Raw genomic sequence first — 16,183 nt, forward strand, 5'->3', positions numbered from 1 at the left:
TTTAATTTTTTTCAAACGATGATTTATGGGGTAATCTTTGCTCCAAAATTCCCGCCAAATTATTCTGCACATCCAGTAATTGTGTCGTTGTCATTGGAACATCATTCACACAAATAGTTTTACAATGCCGATCAGTTAAAGCTGTTTGAATAGCAGGCAAGTCAGTTAATGGTAAATATTTACCAAAACGATAGCTGCGCGGTTGAAATTGTCCCGTGCACAGCTGCCAGTAACGAACCAACCAAATGGTCAGATCACCATTTGAGCGCAAGCGGTGTTTGTTAGTCTGTAAAAATTGTTGAGGAAATTGTTCTGCCAAAGCTTGTAACACACTTTTTTTGAGTGATAGTGGAATATGAAAGTCCATAAAACCACTAAACTTGGTATAAGGCAACAAAAACAAAGTCCGTAAATTATAGGGGCCGTTACGCCAATTAAAAAATTTTGACCAATAGTTTTTTACCACTGCTTTTTGGGTAAATTGCGAGTTAATCAACTTGACATCATTAGCCATCGAGCTTTCAATTCCATCAATCTCTGGGCAAATGGGGGATAAAGCGGCGGTATCTTTAGGTAAATCATGCACAAAAAAATCTGTAGGTTGCACTGGTCGGGTTAACAACGTATCGTCATTAAATAAAATAAAATTTTCAGACAATTCAGCTATTTGGTATAGATTCATTTCAATCACATTGGAATTAAAAGTCGGAAGAAATTCCGTTGGAATAAAGTCGCGATGATCAACGACTTGTAACTTTGCATGATGCTCAACTAGCCACTGTGGCACTTGTTGATCCGTTATTAAAAAAATTTTGTGAATCCATGGCGCAAAATCAGCTAAAGAACGCAAGACATACTTTAAGGTATCAAAATCTCGGTACCGTGCTGCTCCATTTAAAAACTGATCTGCTTGGGGTTGATAATGATTTTTTTTAGCTAACCACTTAGGATCATTGTCATTAACCCAAGTAATTACAGCATCAATATTTGCCTCGGACATCATTTACTCTCCTTTTGGGCCGAATCGTTCATAAACCAAATTAATAAACCAATATTGTACTGAAAATAATTTAAACGCGATTCCATTAAACTAACGAGACAAACAACGACGACTAAGGCAAATAGTTGAAAATTATGTCGTTGAATTAAGCGTTTGATGACAGCGCTGAGATAGCCTAGAAAAATAATAATGGAAATCAGACCCGTCCGCATTAAAATGGAAAAATAAGAATTATCGATGACGTTGCGGTTTAAATCTTGATAAAAACCACTTCCAGTGGGGATAAATTGTCCCCAAATAGTCACCGGATAATAATTCCAAACGTTATTCATGTAAGCTAAACGATTGGATAATAATTCATTCAAACGCCAATAAAAATTACTGCCCGAAAAGTTAGTAATCAAACCAACTGAAATCCCAGTAAAAACCCAAGGTAACACCATCCACATTAAGATCCATGTTTTAGATAGACCGGCCGATTGCTGCCAATTAAAATACAAATTAAACAGCAATAACACCACTAATCCTAATTCGGTGGAGCGTGAATCAACCATAACCATATTCCATATAAAAACTGCAAGAATGGTGAAATTAACCAGGTAAGGATGCTTGCGCCCGTAAAGAAACGCTAAATCACCCATCAAAGCCAGCAACATTTGTCCCGTCGTATTCGGATGATCAAATCCTAACGAAGAACGTAAGCCACTACCATTACGATTCAATAAGAGATTGGGAATGAGGTGCATAATTGACAAAAGTATAACTAAACTGACCGCCACAAGCCGCATTAACCAATCTTTTTTAACAAAAGCTCTAACGGGCACATTTTGTGCACTAAAAATAAAGACAATTAACACAATAAAGACGGTTGTATGTGACGTCACGGAAACCATGATCGCCATGATCATGCTCCCCACCAAAACTAAAAATTCAGTTAAAGAATAAGTGCGCCAAAGTAAAAAGGGACCAAACCCCAGCATGGAAACAATCAAAAAAGGAAATTGCAGTGTCGTGGTTAGCCCTAAATTACTCGTCATTAATACAATATAACCAAATAAGTAAATACCGTACATATTCAGCCAAATTTTAGACCTCAATTCCCATTGCACTAATTATAATCTCCTTTGAGTTACTTACAGTTTCCATTACACTCACATTACCTAGCTGCTGACTGCAGCAAAATTTTATTGATAAATCTGACTAAACTGCTGTTGAAACCGATCCAAACGGTTAATTTGCTGAGCTTTTTGCTGGGCTGCTACAGCTTTAGAATGGTACAAAGTCGGTGATTGTAAGAGCTGCATAATAGCCGTTACAAATTCTGCCTTCGTCTGCACTAAAGCTCCGCAAGTGGAATCAACAATTTCAACAAGCCCCCCAACCGGTGGAGCAATCACTGGTTTGGCCAGTAACAAACTTTCCAACGCCACTAAACCAAAACCTTCATAATCAGAAGTGATGACTAATAACTTAGTAGCATTAAGATATACATACTGATCTTTTTGAAAGCCCAATAAAGTAATATTATTTTGCAATCCTTCTTGCCTAATCATTTTTTGTAATTGCGTCATTAAAGGCCCTGAGCCTAACATTGCTGCTTGCAAATCAGGCTTTCTTTTAACTAGTTCTGCCATAATAGCGACAAATTTCAAAGGTTGCTTAGCCGCCACTAATCGTCCAATAAATAAGCAATCCCACTGCTTCTTCAGTGTTTGAGCAGACTGTAATTGTTGCTTAATGCTTTGTGGATTAATCACATTTTCAATAGCTGTAAATTTATCAGTAATCAGTTTCTTGAATAAAAATTCATCTAAAACAGCTTTTGACACTCCAATCACTCGGTCGTAACTCAAACTACTCACTGCATATAATAATGACCGCCACGTCAAATGTGTCATTTGGGGATCATTACTATGCAATTGGGAAATAATTTGAATTTGGCTTTGATGACAATAATGAGCATTGGCTGCTAAACACAAACTGGCGACCACATCATGACCTTGGACAATATCTGGCTGATATTGTTCAATCACTTGCCGGACAATCCTAGGAGTTAATTGCTGAACAATAATATGTTGAACATGAGCTGCACTTAAATAGTCATCAATTACTCCTGATGGTGAAACATAAGCTTGCTGATAGCCAGGAACTAAGGTGCAAATATTTAAAACCGTACTTTCCAAGCCACTAAAAATATTTGTACGCACAAAATGTAGAATCTTTTTCACAATAGTTTCCTCATGAATTATATAATTGGTAATATTTTTTAACCATCCGTCGTACATCATAATTCTGCAGCACGCTTTTTTGGGCAGCTCTACTATATAAATCAGGTTGCTTTAATAACTCGTTTAATGCCGCCACAGCTTGCGGTAAATCGGCAACCACCAAGCCTGTTTGCTGATCCTGAATCACTGCTTGATTACTAGCAATGTTACTGACTATGCAGCTATTCTGGCAATACATCGCTTCTAATAATGCCAATGATAATCCTTCCCATTTAGACAATAAAATGAAAATTGACGTTTGTTTGAGAATAGCCAATACTTGCTCGTGCGCTAACCAACCTAAAACTTGAATATTTGGCGCCGTTAATTGTGACTTCAAGGGTCCATCACCCAACCACAAAAACTGTTGTTGCGGAAACTTTTGCGCCAACTGATTAAAAAACTTCGGATTTTTTTGTTCACTAATGCGCCCTACCGTTACAATCGCATGCTGATATGGCAAATCAGTTGGCTGAATTGGATCAATTGCTTGGACGTCAATACCATTATTGATACATTGTACATTTTTAGTAACTTTTTGAGCTTGCTGGTACTCACTGAAACTCACCGTGACTGTTTGCACACGTTTGCGGTATCCTAATAATTTTTCAGCCCAAAAATATAAATTTAATTGGGGCTTTGACTGCGGTGCGTTTAAAAAACTATAACCATGTGGTGTGTAAAAAATTTTGGTTTGTGCATTAAATGGTAACAAGCGACCTAAAAAGCCCGCCTTAGAAGAATTCAAATGTACAATATCGGGCTGTAAAGTTTTAAGTAGTTGATACAAGTGACAATATGCGCGACTATCGGCTATCAAATTTAAACTGCGTTGAAAGTCTTTAATTTCAATTAATTTGATCTGACTTGAAAACAGATCAGCCACATTCTCGGGTGTTTGCGCGCGGCGACCATACAAAATGATAATTTCAAAATCTCCAATTAACCCTTGCGTTAACTCCCGTAAAAAAGTTAACACCCCGCCACCAAAAGATTCCACAATATAAACTAATCGTCGTTTCAACTTAATAAGCTCCTACGTGTTTAATGACACTGATAATACTTTTCCAAAAAATCCAAAAATCAAAGCTAAAAGAGGCATTTTTAACGTAATATAACTCCAAGGAACAGCGTCTGGGATAAGGAATATTACTGCGGCCACAAGCCTGCCAATATCCTACAACCCCAGGGCGCATCGACAGTAATTGTTTAATTCTTTGGGGCGTCCGATAATTCCGCAATTCTGATGGAACTAACGGTCGCGGACCAATCAAACTCATTTCACCTTTTAAAATATTCCAAAATTGTGGTAGTTCATCTAACGACCACTTACGCAAGAAAATTCCCACTTTAGTCACGCGTGGATCTTGCTCAATCGGAATTTTATAGTCATTAGCAACATACAATTGATTTAATTGCGGATCATTTTTCAATAATACATCGGCACCAACAACCATTGTTCTTAATTTATAAATCGTAAATAATTGGCCATTTTTACCCACACGCTGTTGCCGATAAAAAATGGACTGGTAGTCACCATGCATTACATAAATTAATTTGATAATTAGCGCCGCTATTACCAGGACTAGTAGACCAATAATTGCAAATATAATATCGCATAATCGTTTACTAATTAGATAAAATTTAATATTTAATCCTTTGTCAGAAGTATTCCATGTTTTTGTCGTCAGTTTAAATTGTGGCTTAACTTTACGTTCCTCCACTATTTTCTTATTCCCCTTTCATCAGGTTATACTATTTTAATTGTTGTTTTAATGCTTGTTGCACCTGTAATTTGACCGTCTTAGAACTAGTAGGCAGTAATTGATACTTTTTGACGTGTTGCGTAACACCACGATAATGCAGTGTCAAATGTTGAAAGTCGGCAAATGTCAAATTAGTTTGGACATTATCTTCCAAACTATTGAGCAGGTCTGAATAACTAGTTAAAGTTTGGGGCTGATAAATTTTCCGAATCAAAGCTTGAACAACTTGATCTTGACGTTGTTGACGTACAGTGGCACCAACGGCCACATAACGGATTACTTTTTGACCATCAAAAGGCGTTTTTTGTGGAGCCGATTGCCCCGTTAAGGATAAGTAATTCATTTGAATGCCCCCAACGTTATCTACCAAGCGACCTAAGCCCGGTAAATTTAAAGCAAAGTAATAATCTACTGGAATTTTTAGGTAATTTTGAACTAAATTAATGACCAAGTTAATATCTTTTTGATTGTAGGCTTGTCCTAACAAAACTTTTTGCTTTTGCGAAGAAACAGCAATTTTTTCACTTAAACTAGTCAAGGTCACGGTTTTAGTTTGCGGATTCAAAGTTGCTACAGTTAGCGAAGGCAGAGAACTGTGGCTCACCTTGCGCGAATTATTAATTCCCAATAGCAAAATAGAAATTGGTCGCTGTTGTTTGATGGTTGACTGAGTCGTATGTCGTAAATTGTGCGCAGCTTTAGGATGATAAATATTTTTACTAGCAGAATAAACATCATAATATAATTGTGCGGCGTAAGTGACACTACCAACAACCACTAAACTAATCACTATGACAATAAAACTTTTCAACCAATGTTTGACTTGTTTACCCATTATTTTACCTTCCAATCAATTTAACAATTGTGAAGCTATTGTAGATTTTAACCGTAGTAATACCCAGATTGTGCTTGCATAGCATAGTCATTACAAATTACGCCAAAGATTGTGGAGTGTACTAAATTCAAGGTTTCTTGCGCTTGCATCAATGATTTTTTAGTAGTCATTCCCGGACGAACCACTAACAACGAGCCTGTAACTTGCCGCGACAAGATTTGTGCATCTGTTACCGCCAAAACAGGTGGAGCATCAAAAATTACCAAATCAAACTTAGTTTCCATTTGCTGCACGAGATGCTGCAAATTATTGGAATTAAGCAATTCTGCTGGATTAGGTGGCCGAAAACCACTAGTAATTAATGATAAGTTGGGAATTTTAGTTTCTTGAATACAGTCAGTTAGGCTAACTTGATCAACTAACAAATTGCTGAGTCCGCTTTGATTATTGATGTTAAAAGTCCGATGTACCGTTGAACGGCGCATATCCGCGTCCACTAATAAAACGCGTTGTGCTGCTTGCGCAAAGACCACTGCTAAATTAGCAGCCACTGTGGACTTACCTTCACCTAAACTTGGAGAAGTTAACATCATGGAATATAAAGGGTGATCTTTAGTCGCAACAAATTGTAAATTAGTTCGAATCGTACGAAATTGTTCCGTGATTGGCGATTGCGGTTTAAAAAAGCTAATCAAACTCACTCCATTTAATTGCTCTCGATCATGAGTATGTGATCTGTACTTCTTAAACATCAATTCACTCTCCTATTGTGAAATAACTTAACTATTTTTGAGTAAAGATTCTTGATTTTCAGACAATCGTAATTGCTTTTTGGAAATTTTCGCAACCCGCCCCATAATTGGTAATGCTAATTCTTGTTTGATAAATTGTTCGTCTTTCACCGTTTGATCGGTTAATTCCAAAAGAATACTTAAAAAGAGCCCTAACAATAATCCCAGGAAGCTGCCTAAGCCTAGAAATAACATTTTAGGAGGAAAAGTCGGCTTCTGGGGTAATTTAGCTTGTGAAATAATTGCAATCTTATCTACATTTAAGTATCGTTGAACATTTTTTTGAAACATCTGTGCTAATAAATTAGCTGTTTCCGTTGCTGCAAAACGATCTTTATCTGTTACTACAATGCTGAACATCAGTGAATTAGGTGCTTGTTTAATCTTAACTTCTTTTTTCACCTGCGCACTACTGCGATGTACGCCTAATTGATCAAGGTGAGTTACCGTTTGTTCAAGTACCACATCCCCCGTCACAAACTCCTTGTACGTATTAACTAATTGCAAATTATTATTGACATCATTATCTGTTTGCTGTGACTGATGAGGTAAAGTTGCCACCACTTGTGTTTGCGCTTGGTACTGCGGTTTTAAAATTACAAACGTTAAAATAGCCGCCACGCCCAATCCGACAATGACACAATTAATCAACATTTGCCAATGTTTTTTAATAATTAAGTCTAAACGAAGTAGATTAATTGTTGGATTCAAATTCCTACCTCCCTTATTAAGAATGAGACCAAAAGAAATTTTTAATGATTGATCCAAGTAATAATTTCTAAAAGTCTAAAGTCGCTGTCTTGCTAAATTCAAGCATTTAATTACAGTTAATAATTTTGTGTCGATACCGGTATTGTCGACTGCTGAGCGATTTTTACCTCTAACTATTGTAGAGTTAACACTAAATTAATACCTAAATTATACTATAATTTTTATATTAACAATCACTAAAACTGCTTATTTCTGTTAATTATTTTATTTAAAATCTTTTTTACTTTTTTCAAATCAATATTGTTAAAATAACTCTCAAAAACCACAAAAAAAGACCGATTATCACGCTTAACTTTAAAAGTTTTACCACTTTTAAAGTTAAACATGCCTCAGTCTTATCAACTTATTATCAACTTAATTAATTATCCTGAATTTCTCCTGAACCAAAATCCGCCTGAAAGTCCAAATGATAACCATGTTCTAAAGTCAAAGCCGTCACTTGATAAGTAATGGTTTGAATTTGTTCAATCATCGGTTGTGATAATTGTGCAACCATTTCCGGTGTTATTTCTGATAGCTCACCTGTAAAATCAGGCAATTGAAAAACTTGTCCAATTAATCCAGAAACGGCAAATTCCGCTTGAGCTGGATGAACATTAAACGGTGTTAAAATTTGCACCATTTTCCCTGATAATTCTTCACCATCGGCTACCGGATAATCTTGAACTTGAACTTGAATGTCCGTTTGTGGCTCAGATTGGGGATCAACTAAATCATAATGAAACGATTGCACAACAACGGGTCCTGTGTTAACTTTCATACTCACATCTCCTAATGTAACTTATCATGTTCATAACGATGTGTTAATTCTAACCCAGCAAAATGCTGTTGTCGAACTGCTTCATAAATTACCAAAGCACAACTATTTGACAAATTTAAAGCCCGAATGTTTTGAGTCATTGGTATTCGCAGGCACTTTTCAGGATTATCGCGCATAAATTTTTCCGGCAAACCAGTAGTTTCTTTACCAAACAAAAAATAATGATCCACATCCGTATTGGAATAATCAACATCACTGTAAACTCGATCGGAAAACTTGCTAATCAAATACAAATAACGTTGATCAGGTATACTAGCTAAAAAGTCGGTTAAATCATCATGCATCACCAATTTAACCTTATCCCAATAATCCAAACCGGCACGCTTCATATGCTTATCATCTAAACTAAATCCTAATGGTCGAATCAAATGCAAGACAGTATCAGTCCCCGCACAAGTTCGGGCAATGTTACCAGTATTAGCTGGCATTAACGGTTCAAAAAGTGCAATATGATTAGTCATGTATCAAAGCTTCCTTTATATCAGTTTTCTACAAAAAAACGCATCCCCTCGGCAAATGCAGCAAGAAGATACGTTAAATTACTTCTGATTAAGCTCTTTTATCAAACCAGGTCTGATAAAAGAGTTTAAGTTAAGTCCACGCTTAATAATATACAACTTATTTAATAGACTGACAAGTCAAAATGAGTACTTAACTAACTAAATTCCGATAGAATTCAACTTGTTTTCAAAAAATATACTTTAACGTGGCCATAACTTTCCAGTATTATGAATGAATAATTAGCCTGAACAGAGCAGTAACCTTAATTAACGCTGTTGGTCAAAGACCAAGCTAAACATCCTGTATGATTTTTGGTGGGCATCGTTGTGGCAGCACTAACATTTTTTAAATATGGCCCTTGAGGAATATTTTCCATCGTTTGCGGATCAATCGTCCATGAATGAGAAATATCTAAAATATTATCGACAATTGGTGGCTGATCATTTTGGAAAATTGCTAATGGCGTCGTTGTAATTTGTGCACTAGCTAGGCCTTCACCATAGTATAGGGGCAAATTAGCCGTCCCCAAATCATCCCCAACTTGATTGTCCAGCTTAACGTTAACTGCCCAATTTGCTGCTTGATGATCCGTATCGGTTACCGCTAAATTACCATCTAATGCAGTAATAGGAATATTATGATGATCATTAGCACGCTGCTGACCAAAATCTAATTTGGTAGGCACTTGCAGCGTCAATTCTCCCTTCACCGCTAAGGTCGTTGCTCCGGGCAAGACGGTATCGTGATAAGTCAGTGTCGTCTGCGGATTAGTATTATTGGCTGCATCAGTTAACAGAACTTGCAGTTGATCACCTGAATTCAAACCGTGCAATCGCTCTAAACGCCACTGACCCGCGCTATCAACTTGCGTATTCTCTGAAGGCGTCGACGAATATTTAAGACTACCATCAGCGTTTAAAATTCGCCACGACACGATTGCATTAGCAGCCGCTGTTCCCGTCAATTCAGTCGTTGATGGCACAATTTTCGTCAGATTAGTGGCGGTTTGATTGTTCGTTAAGGTCGACTTGGCGGATAAAACTTTGGCTGGTAGTGGTGGTGTTTTATCAACGACAGTTTTTTCACTATCATCAAAATCTTTTTGTGGTTCGGACACAATGGCACTTGAACTATAATGTCCGTTGTCATAAGTACCATTTCGCCAAACTCGTAAAATCTTAATTTTCGTTCCCGTCGGCAGCAGTTGTAAATCAGGCGCAGCAATTTTCATCACGCCCTTAATTGTTGTTTGATCATAATAAGTGTCTTGTAGCGCAGAAGTTCCCCGTAAAATTTTGACGGTACCATCAGGTAAAGTAACCTGTAATTCTGCTTGCACTTCATTATCTAAGCCCGGTCTTAAGGCATCGTTCTCGGCGGGAACTTGCGCTTTGAGCCAAATATATTTATCAGTATTGGCTGGATCAATAAACTGATTATTCGCATCTTGTAACCAACTCACTTTAGCGGGCGTGACGTTAGCTGTCATCCGCGTAATTTTATTTAATCCCTTAGCACCACTTTTAGCCAATGGAGTTTCTAAATATTGTTTAAAATCAGCGGCTTCTGTCGCATCGCTGTCAGAAGTCGGAACTACAACTTCAAATAATTTGGCAAACAAACCAGATGTCGATTGATAACTAGCACCAACGTGTTGCCAATTTCCCGAAGGATTGCCATTGATGTCACTATTACTGTCCCAAACTTGTAAAGGTAAAGCATTATGTTGAAAAGTACTGTTCTTAGAACCATCAAACAAGTAACTATTACTACCACTTGGAGCTTGATTTTGAAAATCAAAGTAGCGCGGATACGGCATATTAAATGTTAATTTTTGCCCACTAGGAGCAGAAAAAATTCCTCCCTTCGGATAATTACCGCGCGCTACGAAGGAAATCTTATCGTTAGCAGTATCCCCTGCATCAATTTTTAACGGTGTCGAATTCGTCATAATGGCAGCACCACTTTGAGCAGCAACCAAAACTTGCGAATTAGGATCTTTTAAAACAAAAGAATTATACGGATCAACGGTGCCATCAGCTCGAGCATCGCGATACAAAATACCTTGTCCACCAGATTCACCTGCACTAGGCGTTCCTACCGCATTATTATTATGCAGATTAAACTCGGCTCCTTGGGAAACAGAAATTTTATTGCCCATTCCGTACATCCGAATACCGGGCGGATTGTCCCCTTTACTATTCACATTTTGATAATTTTGATTAACATTGACTTTCGCATTGCCCTGAATATCAAAGAACATGCCGCCAGTCCAAATAAAACGCACCGCCGGATTGGTCGAATCACCACCACCGCCTTCGCCGCGGGTAGCATTCAATGTCGTCGTTTGATCATTGGCAGCACCAGTAACTTTAAACTGACTATTATTGCCTGAGATACTGATCGCAGAACCATTAATATTTTTAATCGTTAAATTGGAACCACTGGCTAATGTAAAGAGTGAATTAGCTCCATAGATTCGAATGACTCCAGATTGATCCAAATTTCCTGCATTGTTATAAAGAACATTAATTTTAGAATGATCATTAATATTCAGATTTAGACCAAAATAATTGCGTTGCGTGGTATTATCATTGGCACTATTTAAGAATAAATTATAATTTTTAGTATATAAATCACTTGCTTGAACAGCGGCAATGGTCGAGTTCTTGATATTAACTGTTTTATCAACACTTAAATTACTATTCATATTCGGGAACATGATATAATTATTAGCTTGAATTTGTAACTTACTATCATTGATAGTTAATTGACTACCACTAGAACTATTCATCACAATCGCATAATCGTTAGTATTACCAATACTAGTTTGAACCAGATCGGCACTCACTTGTTGTGACACATTAGCATGATCAAAAGTTAGTTGAACTGGCGCTTGGGCTTTTTCAGCTGTGTAAAAGCCGCCATTAATAATGGTACTGTTCGTATTAGTATTATCCATATCCGCCGGTGCAGCATTAGTTGTCAGATTAGTATCTTGGACCACCAGGTTTCCTTGAGTGGCAGTAAAACAATAATAAGTAGCAGCACTAGTATGATCAGAAACCACATTAGCATCTTGCACCGTGGTCGTCCCCTGAGTTAATGAGATGGTTTGCTTGGCAGTATTGATTTGATAATTGTTAAAATTAATGGTTTTATCAGTCGTAATGCTCGGCGAAGAAGTAGCTGTTAAATTGTTAGTTAAAATAATGGTAGCTACTTGTGGGTTTTGAACCTGTTCACAAAATTCTGCCCAAGTACTAACACTCACAGTCGTGGCATCTGAAATTGGTGTTTGATGTTGTGTTTTATAACTTAATTTATTAGTTAAGTCAGTTGTGAAGTTCGTTTGCATTTGCAATAAATCACTGTAATCACTACGCAGTAAATTCTGACTCCAATCACCTGTGACTTGATTACTACGACTTAAGCCAACTGGTAAACCCTGATTTTGAATTAACTGCTCTAATGCAATACCTTTAAGCGTCTCCGCTCGTAACGTGGTTGTGTAAAAGACACTTTCAACCATAACTATCATTAAAATCAAAAACTTGATATGACGTCGATCAGCGCATTTTGTGATAAAGAAACCTCCCAATGATTCATCTACAAAAACATCACGCTAAGTATAACTTTCAGCTAATATTTTATCAATTTCTTATTATAAATAATAAATTCCTAACAAATCTGTAAAAAACATTTAACTCATACTAACCAATCAGTTTTTTTAGTTTAGTTTAAAATTTTAATTAAAATTTAGCTTTTTTAAGGCTAAATTTTCGAATTAGCCTCAATAAAAAAACTAATTTGGAAAATTTTATCCAAATTAGTTAAATTCATGAACCTTTTTTACATAGCTGTGCTTAGTTATAAGCACAAGTTTGTTCTTGCATTATTTGTTCTTGCATTAATGGGAATCTTTTGGCTGTTGTGTTTCTAATAAATTTTCATCTTGGTACCAATTAGAATTAGTTTCAAACCAATTAAATGTTTTAGTGAATAGAATTTTTAAAATAGCATACATTGGAATGCCTCCAATAACTCCTAATAAACCAAACATTCCGCCTGAAACCAATAATACAAAGATCGTCGTTACTGGATGCATATTCATTTTATTGCCCACAACTAGCGGTGAAACCACGCGCGTTTCAATAGTTTGTTCAATAGCAAAAATAATAATTACACTAAAAATCATTCGGTGTCCGGATAATAAAGCCAGAATCACCGCGGGCAATAAGCCAATTGCCGAGCCGACATAAGGAATCAGATTGCAAATTCCCGCAAAAATCCCTAACAGAATACCATAAGGCATGCCCACTATTAAATAGCCAACACTAAACATCACTGCGACCCAGAAAGCGACCGTTAATTGTCCACGAATATAAGAACTAAGTGCCGCATTGATTTCGCTTAAAGTCTGTGCTGTCGCTGCTTTTAAGCGATTAGGGATAAACTTTAAAATTGCTGGTTTAATTTTTTGATCATCCTTCAGTAAAAAGAAGAGGACAAACGGTGCCGTTAAAAAGATCATGATCACATTGGAAATAACTCCTAAAGCCGAAGTAAAATTATTCCAAGCCGTATCAAAAGTCCCGCCCAAACTGTTCATAAAAGTATCCGAAAATTTACTCCAAGATAAATTATCTTGCAGATGCAAATTTTGTAAATGCGGCTCATGGCTAATTGCATTAATCGTATGTTGAATTAAATGCCAGTAGGCCGGCAAGTTTTTGATTAAAGATGTTGCCTGACTCTGTAAAATTGGGATCAATGTCAAAATTGCCCAGACTAAGATACATAAAATCACTAAAAAAACGACTGCAATAGCTACAATTCGATTCAAATGCAACCGCCGTTGCAAAAAATTGGTCAACGGCTTAATTAAATAATACAAGATCATGGCCACAATTAAAGGTGGACAAATAATTCCTAAAATTTGCCACAATGGGCGAAAAACATAACTAATTTTAGCAAAAACCGCAATGATCAAAAATAATAAGAGTACATTCAGTAAAACCACTGTAAACTTATTATTTAAAAACCATTTTGTAAACCAAGTTTTTTTTTTCATACTTACCTCATTACTGTTCATAACAAATGATAGAGCCAACCTGTAGCTTTGGCATTGTACCTGTTACATAAACACCGTTAATCTGGGGATTACTGGGAGCTTTTTGGAAATACAAGATCGTATGACCAATGGCTCGCAATTGATCGTTGACCTGTTGACCAACCGCTTGAATTGTAAAACTGTGGTGATCAATCATTATCTTTTGTCCTACTTGTAAATTTAACAATTGCTGCTGTCCCGCGGCAAACTCTTGAATCAGAGCAACTTTGCGCAAATCCAAGGTTGCACTGGAATTGAATAATATCAAAAAATCATCACTCGAATCAAGTGCTTGTGGACCAATTTCAGTTATTTTTGCTTTGATTTCCATATCTTTTACACTCACTTTTATGATAAATTACTATAATACTACCAGCATTTTAATGGAAGTTGTTATAAAATGTTGTTCAAGGAGGTTTTCTTCATGCAAGAAAAATTATTAATCGGTGGTTACACAAAACAAACCAGTCAAGGAATTTATCAATTAGAATTTGATACACAAAAAGCTAGCCTGTCTGCAGCTCATTTAGCTGTCAAACTACAAGGACCAACCTACTTTACAATTTCTAATAATAATATTTTATATTCCATTGTTCAAGATGGCGACCAGGGCGGGATTGCCGCGTATGATCTCAATAATAACTTTAACTATCTGGGCAGTGCCCTACAAAATGGAAGTTCACCGGCTTATGTGGAAGTAGCTGAACAAAAACAATTAGTTTTTTCCGCTAATTTTCATACTGGAATTGTGACAATCCATAAAATTAATCCCGACAAAACTCTCACCATTACTGATACCATTCAATTAGAAGGCAGTAGTGTTAAACCAGAACAAGAAGCAGCTCATCCGCACATGGCTCATCTCACACCTGATGAACAACTAGTTGTCTGCGATTATGGTACAGATCAAATTACTACTTACCAAATTGATGATCAAGCACACGCTACATTAAATAGTACCTTTACTGCTCCTGCTGGTAGTGCGCCGAGACATTTGGTCTTTAACCCGCAACATCCTGATTTAGCTTATTGTATTTGTGAATTAAGTTCTGTGGTTTTAGTTTTACACTATGATCACGGCCAATTTAATTTATTAGATTCCTATCACTTACTACCGCAAGAATATTTAGGTGAAAATACTGCCGCTGCTATTCGCATCAGCGCTGACGGTCAATACCTATATACTTCCAATCGAGGTCACAATTCCCTAGTTTCATTTCGGATTAGTGCTGATGGTAAGAAACTGGAACATTTACAAACCATCAAAACACAGGGTGATTTTCCGCGTGATTTTTGCTTAGATCCTACGGGCCAGTTTGTTTTAGTGCCGCACCAAAAATCCAATGACGTTACGATTTTTAATCGTGATTTAGATTCCGGTCAATTAACTTTTAACAATCACGATTGTCAAGTTCCCGAAGGTACTTGCATCAAATTTTACTAATCACTAATCTGAAACGAGGAAACTGATGTTAAACATTTTTAAAGCCATTATTTTAGGCATTATTGAAGGAATTACAGAATTCCTCCCTATTAGCTCCACGGGGCATTTATATTTAGCTAATGAATTTGTTAAATTAAAGGAATCTACCGCCTTCATTAATATGTTTATGGTGGTGATTCAATTAGGCGCCATCTTGGCCGTGGTCGTAATTTACTTCCATAAATTAAATCCTTTTTCACCCACCAAAGATAATCAGCAAAAAAAATCAACTTGGGTTTTATGGTTGAAAGTATTACTAGCTTGTTTGCCGTCTGTCATCATTGGCTTACCATTAAATGATTATATGGACGAACATTTTAATAACTGGCAAGTTATTTCTGCCACTTTATTAATCTATGGAATTTTATTTATTATCATTGAAAATTGGAACAAAAAACGTCAGCCTCGGTTAACGAACTTGGATAAGTTACCTTATTCGATTGCTTTAGCCATTGGTGTCTTTCAAGTTTTATCATTAATTCCAGGAACCTCACGCTCCGGAGCAACTATCTTAGGCGCCATTTTAATCGGCACTTCCCGCTTTGTAGCTACAGAATTTTCATTTTTCTTAGCTATTCCGACAATGGTTGGTGCTAGTGGTTTAAAACTGGTTAAATATTTTTTGCATGGTAATACTTTTACTGTCATGCAAACTAGTGTCTTATTAGTCGGCACATTGGTTTCATTTATTGTAGCTTATCTATCAATTAAATTCTTACTCAACTACATTCAAAGAAACGACTTTAAAGCCTTTGGCTGGTACCGAATCATCTTAGCAATCATCGTTATTGGTTACTTTGGCTTTTTGAAATAATATTGTTGATATTAAAAAGGTT

15 protein-coding genes are annotated in these 16,183 nt (G+C 36.6%); 2 read left to right on the forward strand and 13 right to left on the reverse strand.

What is annotated here, in order from left to right; genetic code table 11:
* Position 1: 1 nt before the first annotated feature.
* The 13 genes from AC3B5B_RS01240 to AC3B5B_RS01300 all read right to left on the reverse strand — a co-directional run bounded on the left by AC3B5B_RS01240 (position 2) and on the right by AC3B5B_RS01300 (position 14,195).
* Positions 2 to 1,000, reverse strand: coding sequence for a Stealth CR1 domain-containing protein (locus AC3B5B_RS01240; RefSeq protein ID WP_489769105.1), 999 nt, complete (start codon positions 998 to 1,000; stop codon positions 2 to 4).
* Positions 1,000 to 2,109 carry a hypothetical protein gene (locus tag AC3B5B_RS01245; protein ID WP_489769106.1) on the reverse strand — a complete coding sequence of 370 codons (1,110 nt, stop codon included), beginning with the start codon at positions 2,107 to 2,109 and terminating at the stop codon, positions 1,000 to 1,002. The genes AC3B5B_RS01240 and AC3B5B_RS01245 overlap by 1 nt, the downstream gene beginning before the upstream one ends.
* A gap of 75 nt (positions 2,110 to 2,184) precedes the next feature.
* Positions 2,185 to 3,228: a glycosyltransferase gene (locus AC3B5B_RS01250; RefSeq protein ID WP_489769107.1), complete on the reverse strand. Its 1,044-nt coding sequence runs from the start codon at positions 3,226 to 3,228 to the stop codon at positions 2,185 to 2,187.
* Between the two features lie 10 nt (positions 3,229 to 3,238).
* On the reverse strand, positions 3,239 to 4,291 hold the full coding sequence (locus tag AC3B5B_RS01255; RefSeq protein ID WP_489769108.1) for a glycosyltransferase: 1,053 nt from the start codon (positions 4,289 to 4,291) through the stop codon (positions 3,239 to 3,241).
* 1 nt (position 4,292) lies between these two features.
* Positions 4,293 to 4,991, reverse strand: coding sequence for a sugar transferase (locus tag AC3B5B_RS01260; protein ID WP_489769109.1), 699 nt, complete (start codon positions 4,989 to 4,991; stop codon positions 4,293 to 4,295).
* Between the two features lie 31 nt (positions 4,992 to 5,022).
* Positions 5,023 to 5,868 carry an LCP family glycopolymer transferase gene (locus AC3B5B_RS01265; protein ID WP_489757341.1) on the reverse strand — a complete coding sequence of 282 codons (846 nt, stop codon included), beginning with the start codon at positions 5,866 to 5,868 and terminating at the stop codon, positions 5,023 to 5,025.
* Between the two features lie 47 nt (positions 5,869 to 5,915).
* The gene (locus AC3B5B_RS01270; protein WP_489769110.1) at positions 5,916 to 6,620 is read right to left on the reverse strand and encodes a CpsD/CapB family tyrosine-protein kinase; all 705 of its coding nucleotides are present in this window, start codon (positions 6,618 to 6,620) and stop codon (positions 5,916 to 5,918) included.
* Between the two features lie 27 nt (positions 6,621 to 6,647).
* A complete protein-coding gene (locus tag AC3B5B_RS01275; protein ID WP_489757339.1) occupies positions 6,648 to 7,370 on the reverse strand; it encodes a YveK family protein in 723 nt (240 codons plus the stop codon).
* Positions 7,371 to 7,788: 418 nt separating this feature from the next.
* Positions 7,789 to 8,190, reverse strand: coding sequence for a DUF1149 family protein (locus AC3B5B_RS01280; protein WP_489769111.1), 402 nt, complete (start codon positions 8,188 to 8,190; stop codon positions 7,789 to 7,791).
* 11 nt (positions 8,191 to 8,201) lie between these two features.
* Positions 8,202 to 8,711 (reverse strand): tRNA (uridine(34)/cytosine(34)/5-carboxymethylaminomethyluridine(34)-2'-O)-methyltransferase TrmL, encoded by a 510-nt coding sequence (trmL, locus tag AC3B5B_RS01285; protein WP_489757337.1) that lies wholly within the window; start codon positions 8,709 to 8,711, stop codon positions 8,202 to 8,204.
* Between the two features lie 302 nt (positions 8,712 to 9,013).
* Complete coding sequence (locus AC3B5B_RS01290) at positions 9,014 to 12,292, reverse strand: pectate lyase-like adhesive domain-containing protein (RefSeq protein ID WP_489769112.1); 3,279 nt, start codon at positions 12,290 to 12,292, stop codon at positions 9,014 to 9,016.
* 369 nt (positions 12,293 to 12,661) lie between these two features.
* Positions 12,662 to 13,825 carry an AI-2E family transporter gene (locus AC3B5B_RS01295; RefSeq protein WP_489757335.1) on the reverse strand — a complete coding sequence of 388 codons (1,164 nt, stop codon included), beginning with the start codon at positions 13,823 to 13,825 and terminating at the stop codon, positions 12,662 to 12,664.
* A gap of 10 nt (positions 13,826 to 13,835) precedes the next feature.
* Complete coding sequence (locus AC3B5B_RS01300) at positions 13,836 to 14,195, reverse strand: PTS glucitol/sorbitol transporter subunit IIA (RefSeq protein ID WP_489757334.1); 360 nt, start codon at positions 14,193 to 14,195, stop codon at positions 13,836 to 13,838.
* A 93-nt stretch (positions 14,196 to 14,288) separates the two neighbouring features.
* Between AC3B5B_RS01300 and AC3B5B_RS01305 the strand changes: the two genes are divergently transcribed.
* Both AC3B5B_RS01305 and AC3B5B_RS01310 read left to right on the forward strand, forming a co-directional pair.
* Positions 14,289 to 15,308, forward strand: coding sequence for a lactonase family protein (locus AC3B5B_RS01305; RefSeq protein WP_489757333.1), 1,020 nt, complete (start codon positions 14,289 to 14,291; stop codon positions 15,306 to 15,308).
* Positions 15,309 to 15,333: 25 nt separating this feature from the next.
* On the forward strand, positions 15,334 to 16,161 hold the full coding sequence (locus AC3B5B_RS01310; protein ID WP_489769113.1) for an undecaprenyl-diphosphate phosphatase: 828 nt from the start codon (positions 15,334 to 15,336) through the stop codon (positions 16,159 to 16,161).
* Positions 16,162 to 16,183: the final 22 nt, after the last annotated feature.

It is taken from the genome of Bombilactobacillus sp. ESL1187, from assembly GCF_058107155.1.

What these genes read in the sequence shown, in the direction of transcription:
- AC3B5B_RS01295 (WP_489757335.1), bottom strand. Translation starts at nt 13,825, where the DNA reads ATGAAAAAAAAAACTTGGTTTACAAAATGGTTTTTAAATAATAAGTTT.
- AC3B5B_RS01240 (WP_489769105.1), bottom strand. Translation starts at nt 1,000, where the DNA reads ATGTCCGAGGCAAATATTGATGCTGTAATTACTTGGGTTAATGACAAT.
- AC3B5B_RS01290 (WP_489769112.1), bottom strand. Translation starts at nt 12,292, where the DNA reads ATGATAGTTATGGTTGAAAGTGTCTTTTACACAACCACGTTACGAGCG.
- AC3B5B_RS01300 (WP_489757334.1), bottom strand. Translation starts at nt 14,195, where the DNA reads ATGGAAATCAAAGCAAAAATAACTGAAATTGGTCCACAAGCACTTGAT.
- AC3B5B_RS01310 (WP_489769113.1), top strand. Translation starts at nt 15,334, where the DNA reads ATGTTAAACATTTTTAAAGCCATTATTTTAGGCATTATTGAAGGAATT.
- AC3B5B_RS01270 (WP_489769110.1), bottom strand. Translation starts at nt 6,620, where the DNA reads ATGTTTAAGAAGTACAGATCACATACTCATGATCGAGAGCAATTAAAT.
- AC3B5B_RS01265 (WP_489757341.1), bottom strand. Translation starts at nt 5,868, where the DNA reads ATGGGTAAACAAGTCAAACATTGGTTGAAAAGTTTTATTGTCATAGTG.
- trmL (WP_489757337.1), bottom strand. Translation starts at nt 8,711, where the DNA reads ATGACTAATCATATTGCACTTTTTGAACCGTTAATGCCAGCTAATACT.
- AC3B5B_RS01280 (WP_489769111.1), bottom strand. Translation starts at nt 8,190, where the DNA reads ATGAAAGTTAACACAGGACCCGTTGTTGTGCAATCGTTTCATTATGAT.
- AC3B5B_RS01305 (WP_489757333.1), top strand. Translation starts at nt 14,289, where the DNA reads ATGCAAGAAAAATTATTAATCGGTGGTTACACAAAACAAACCAGTCAA.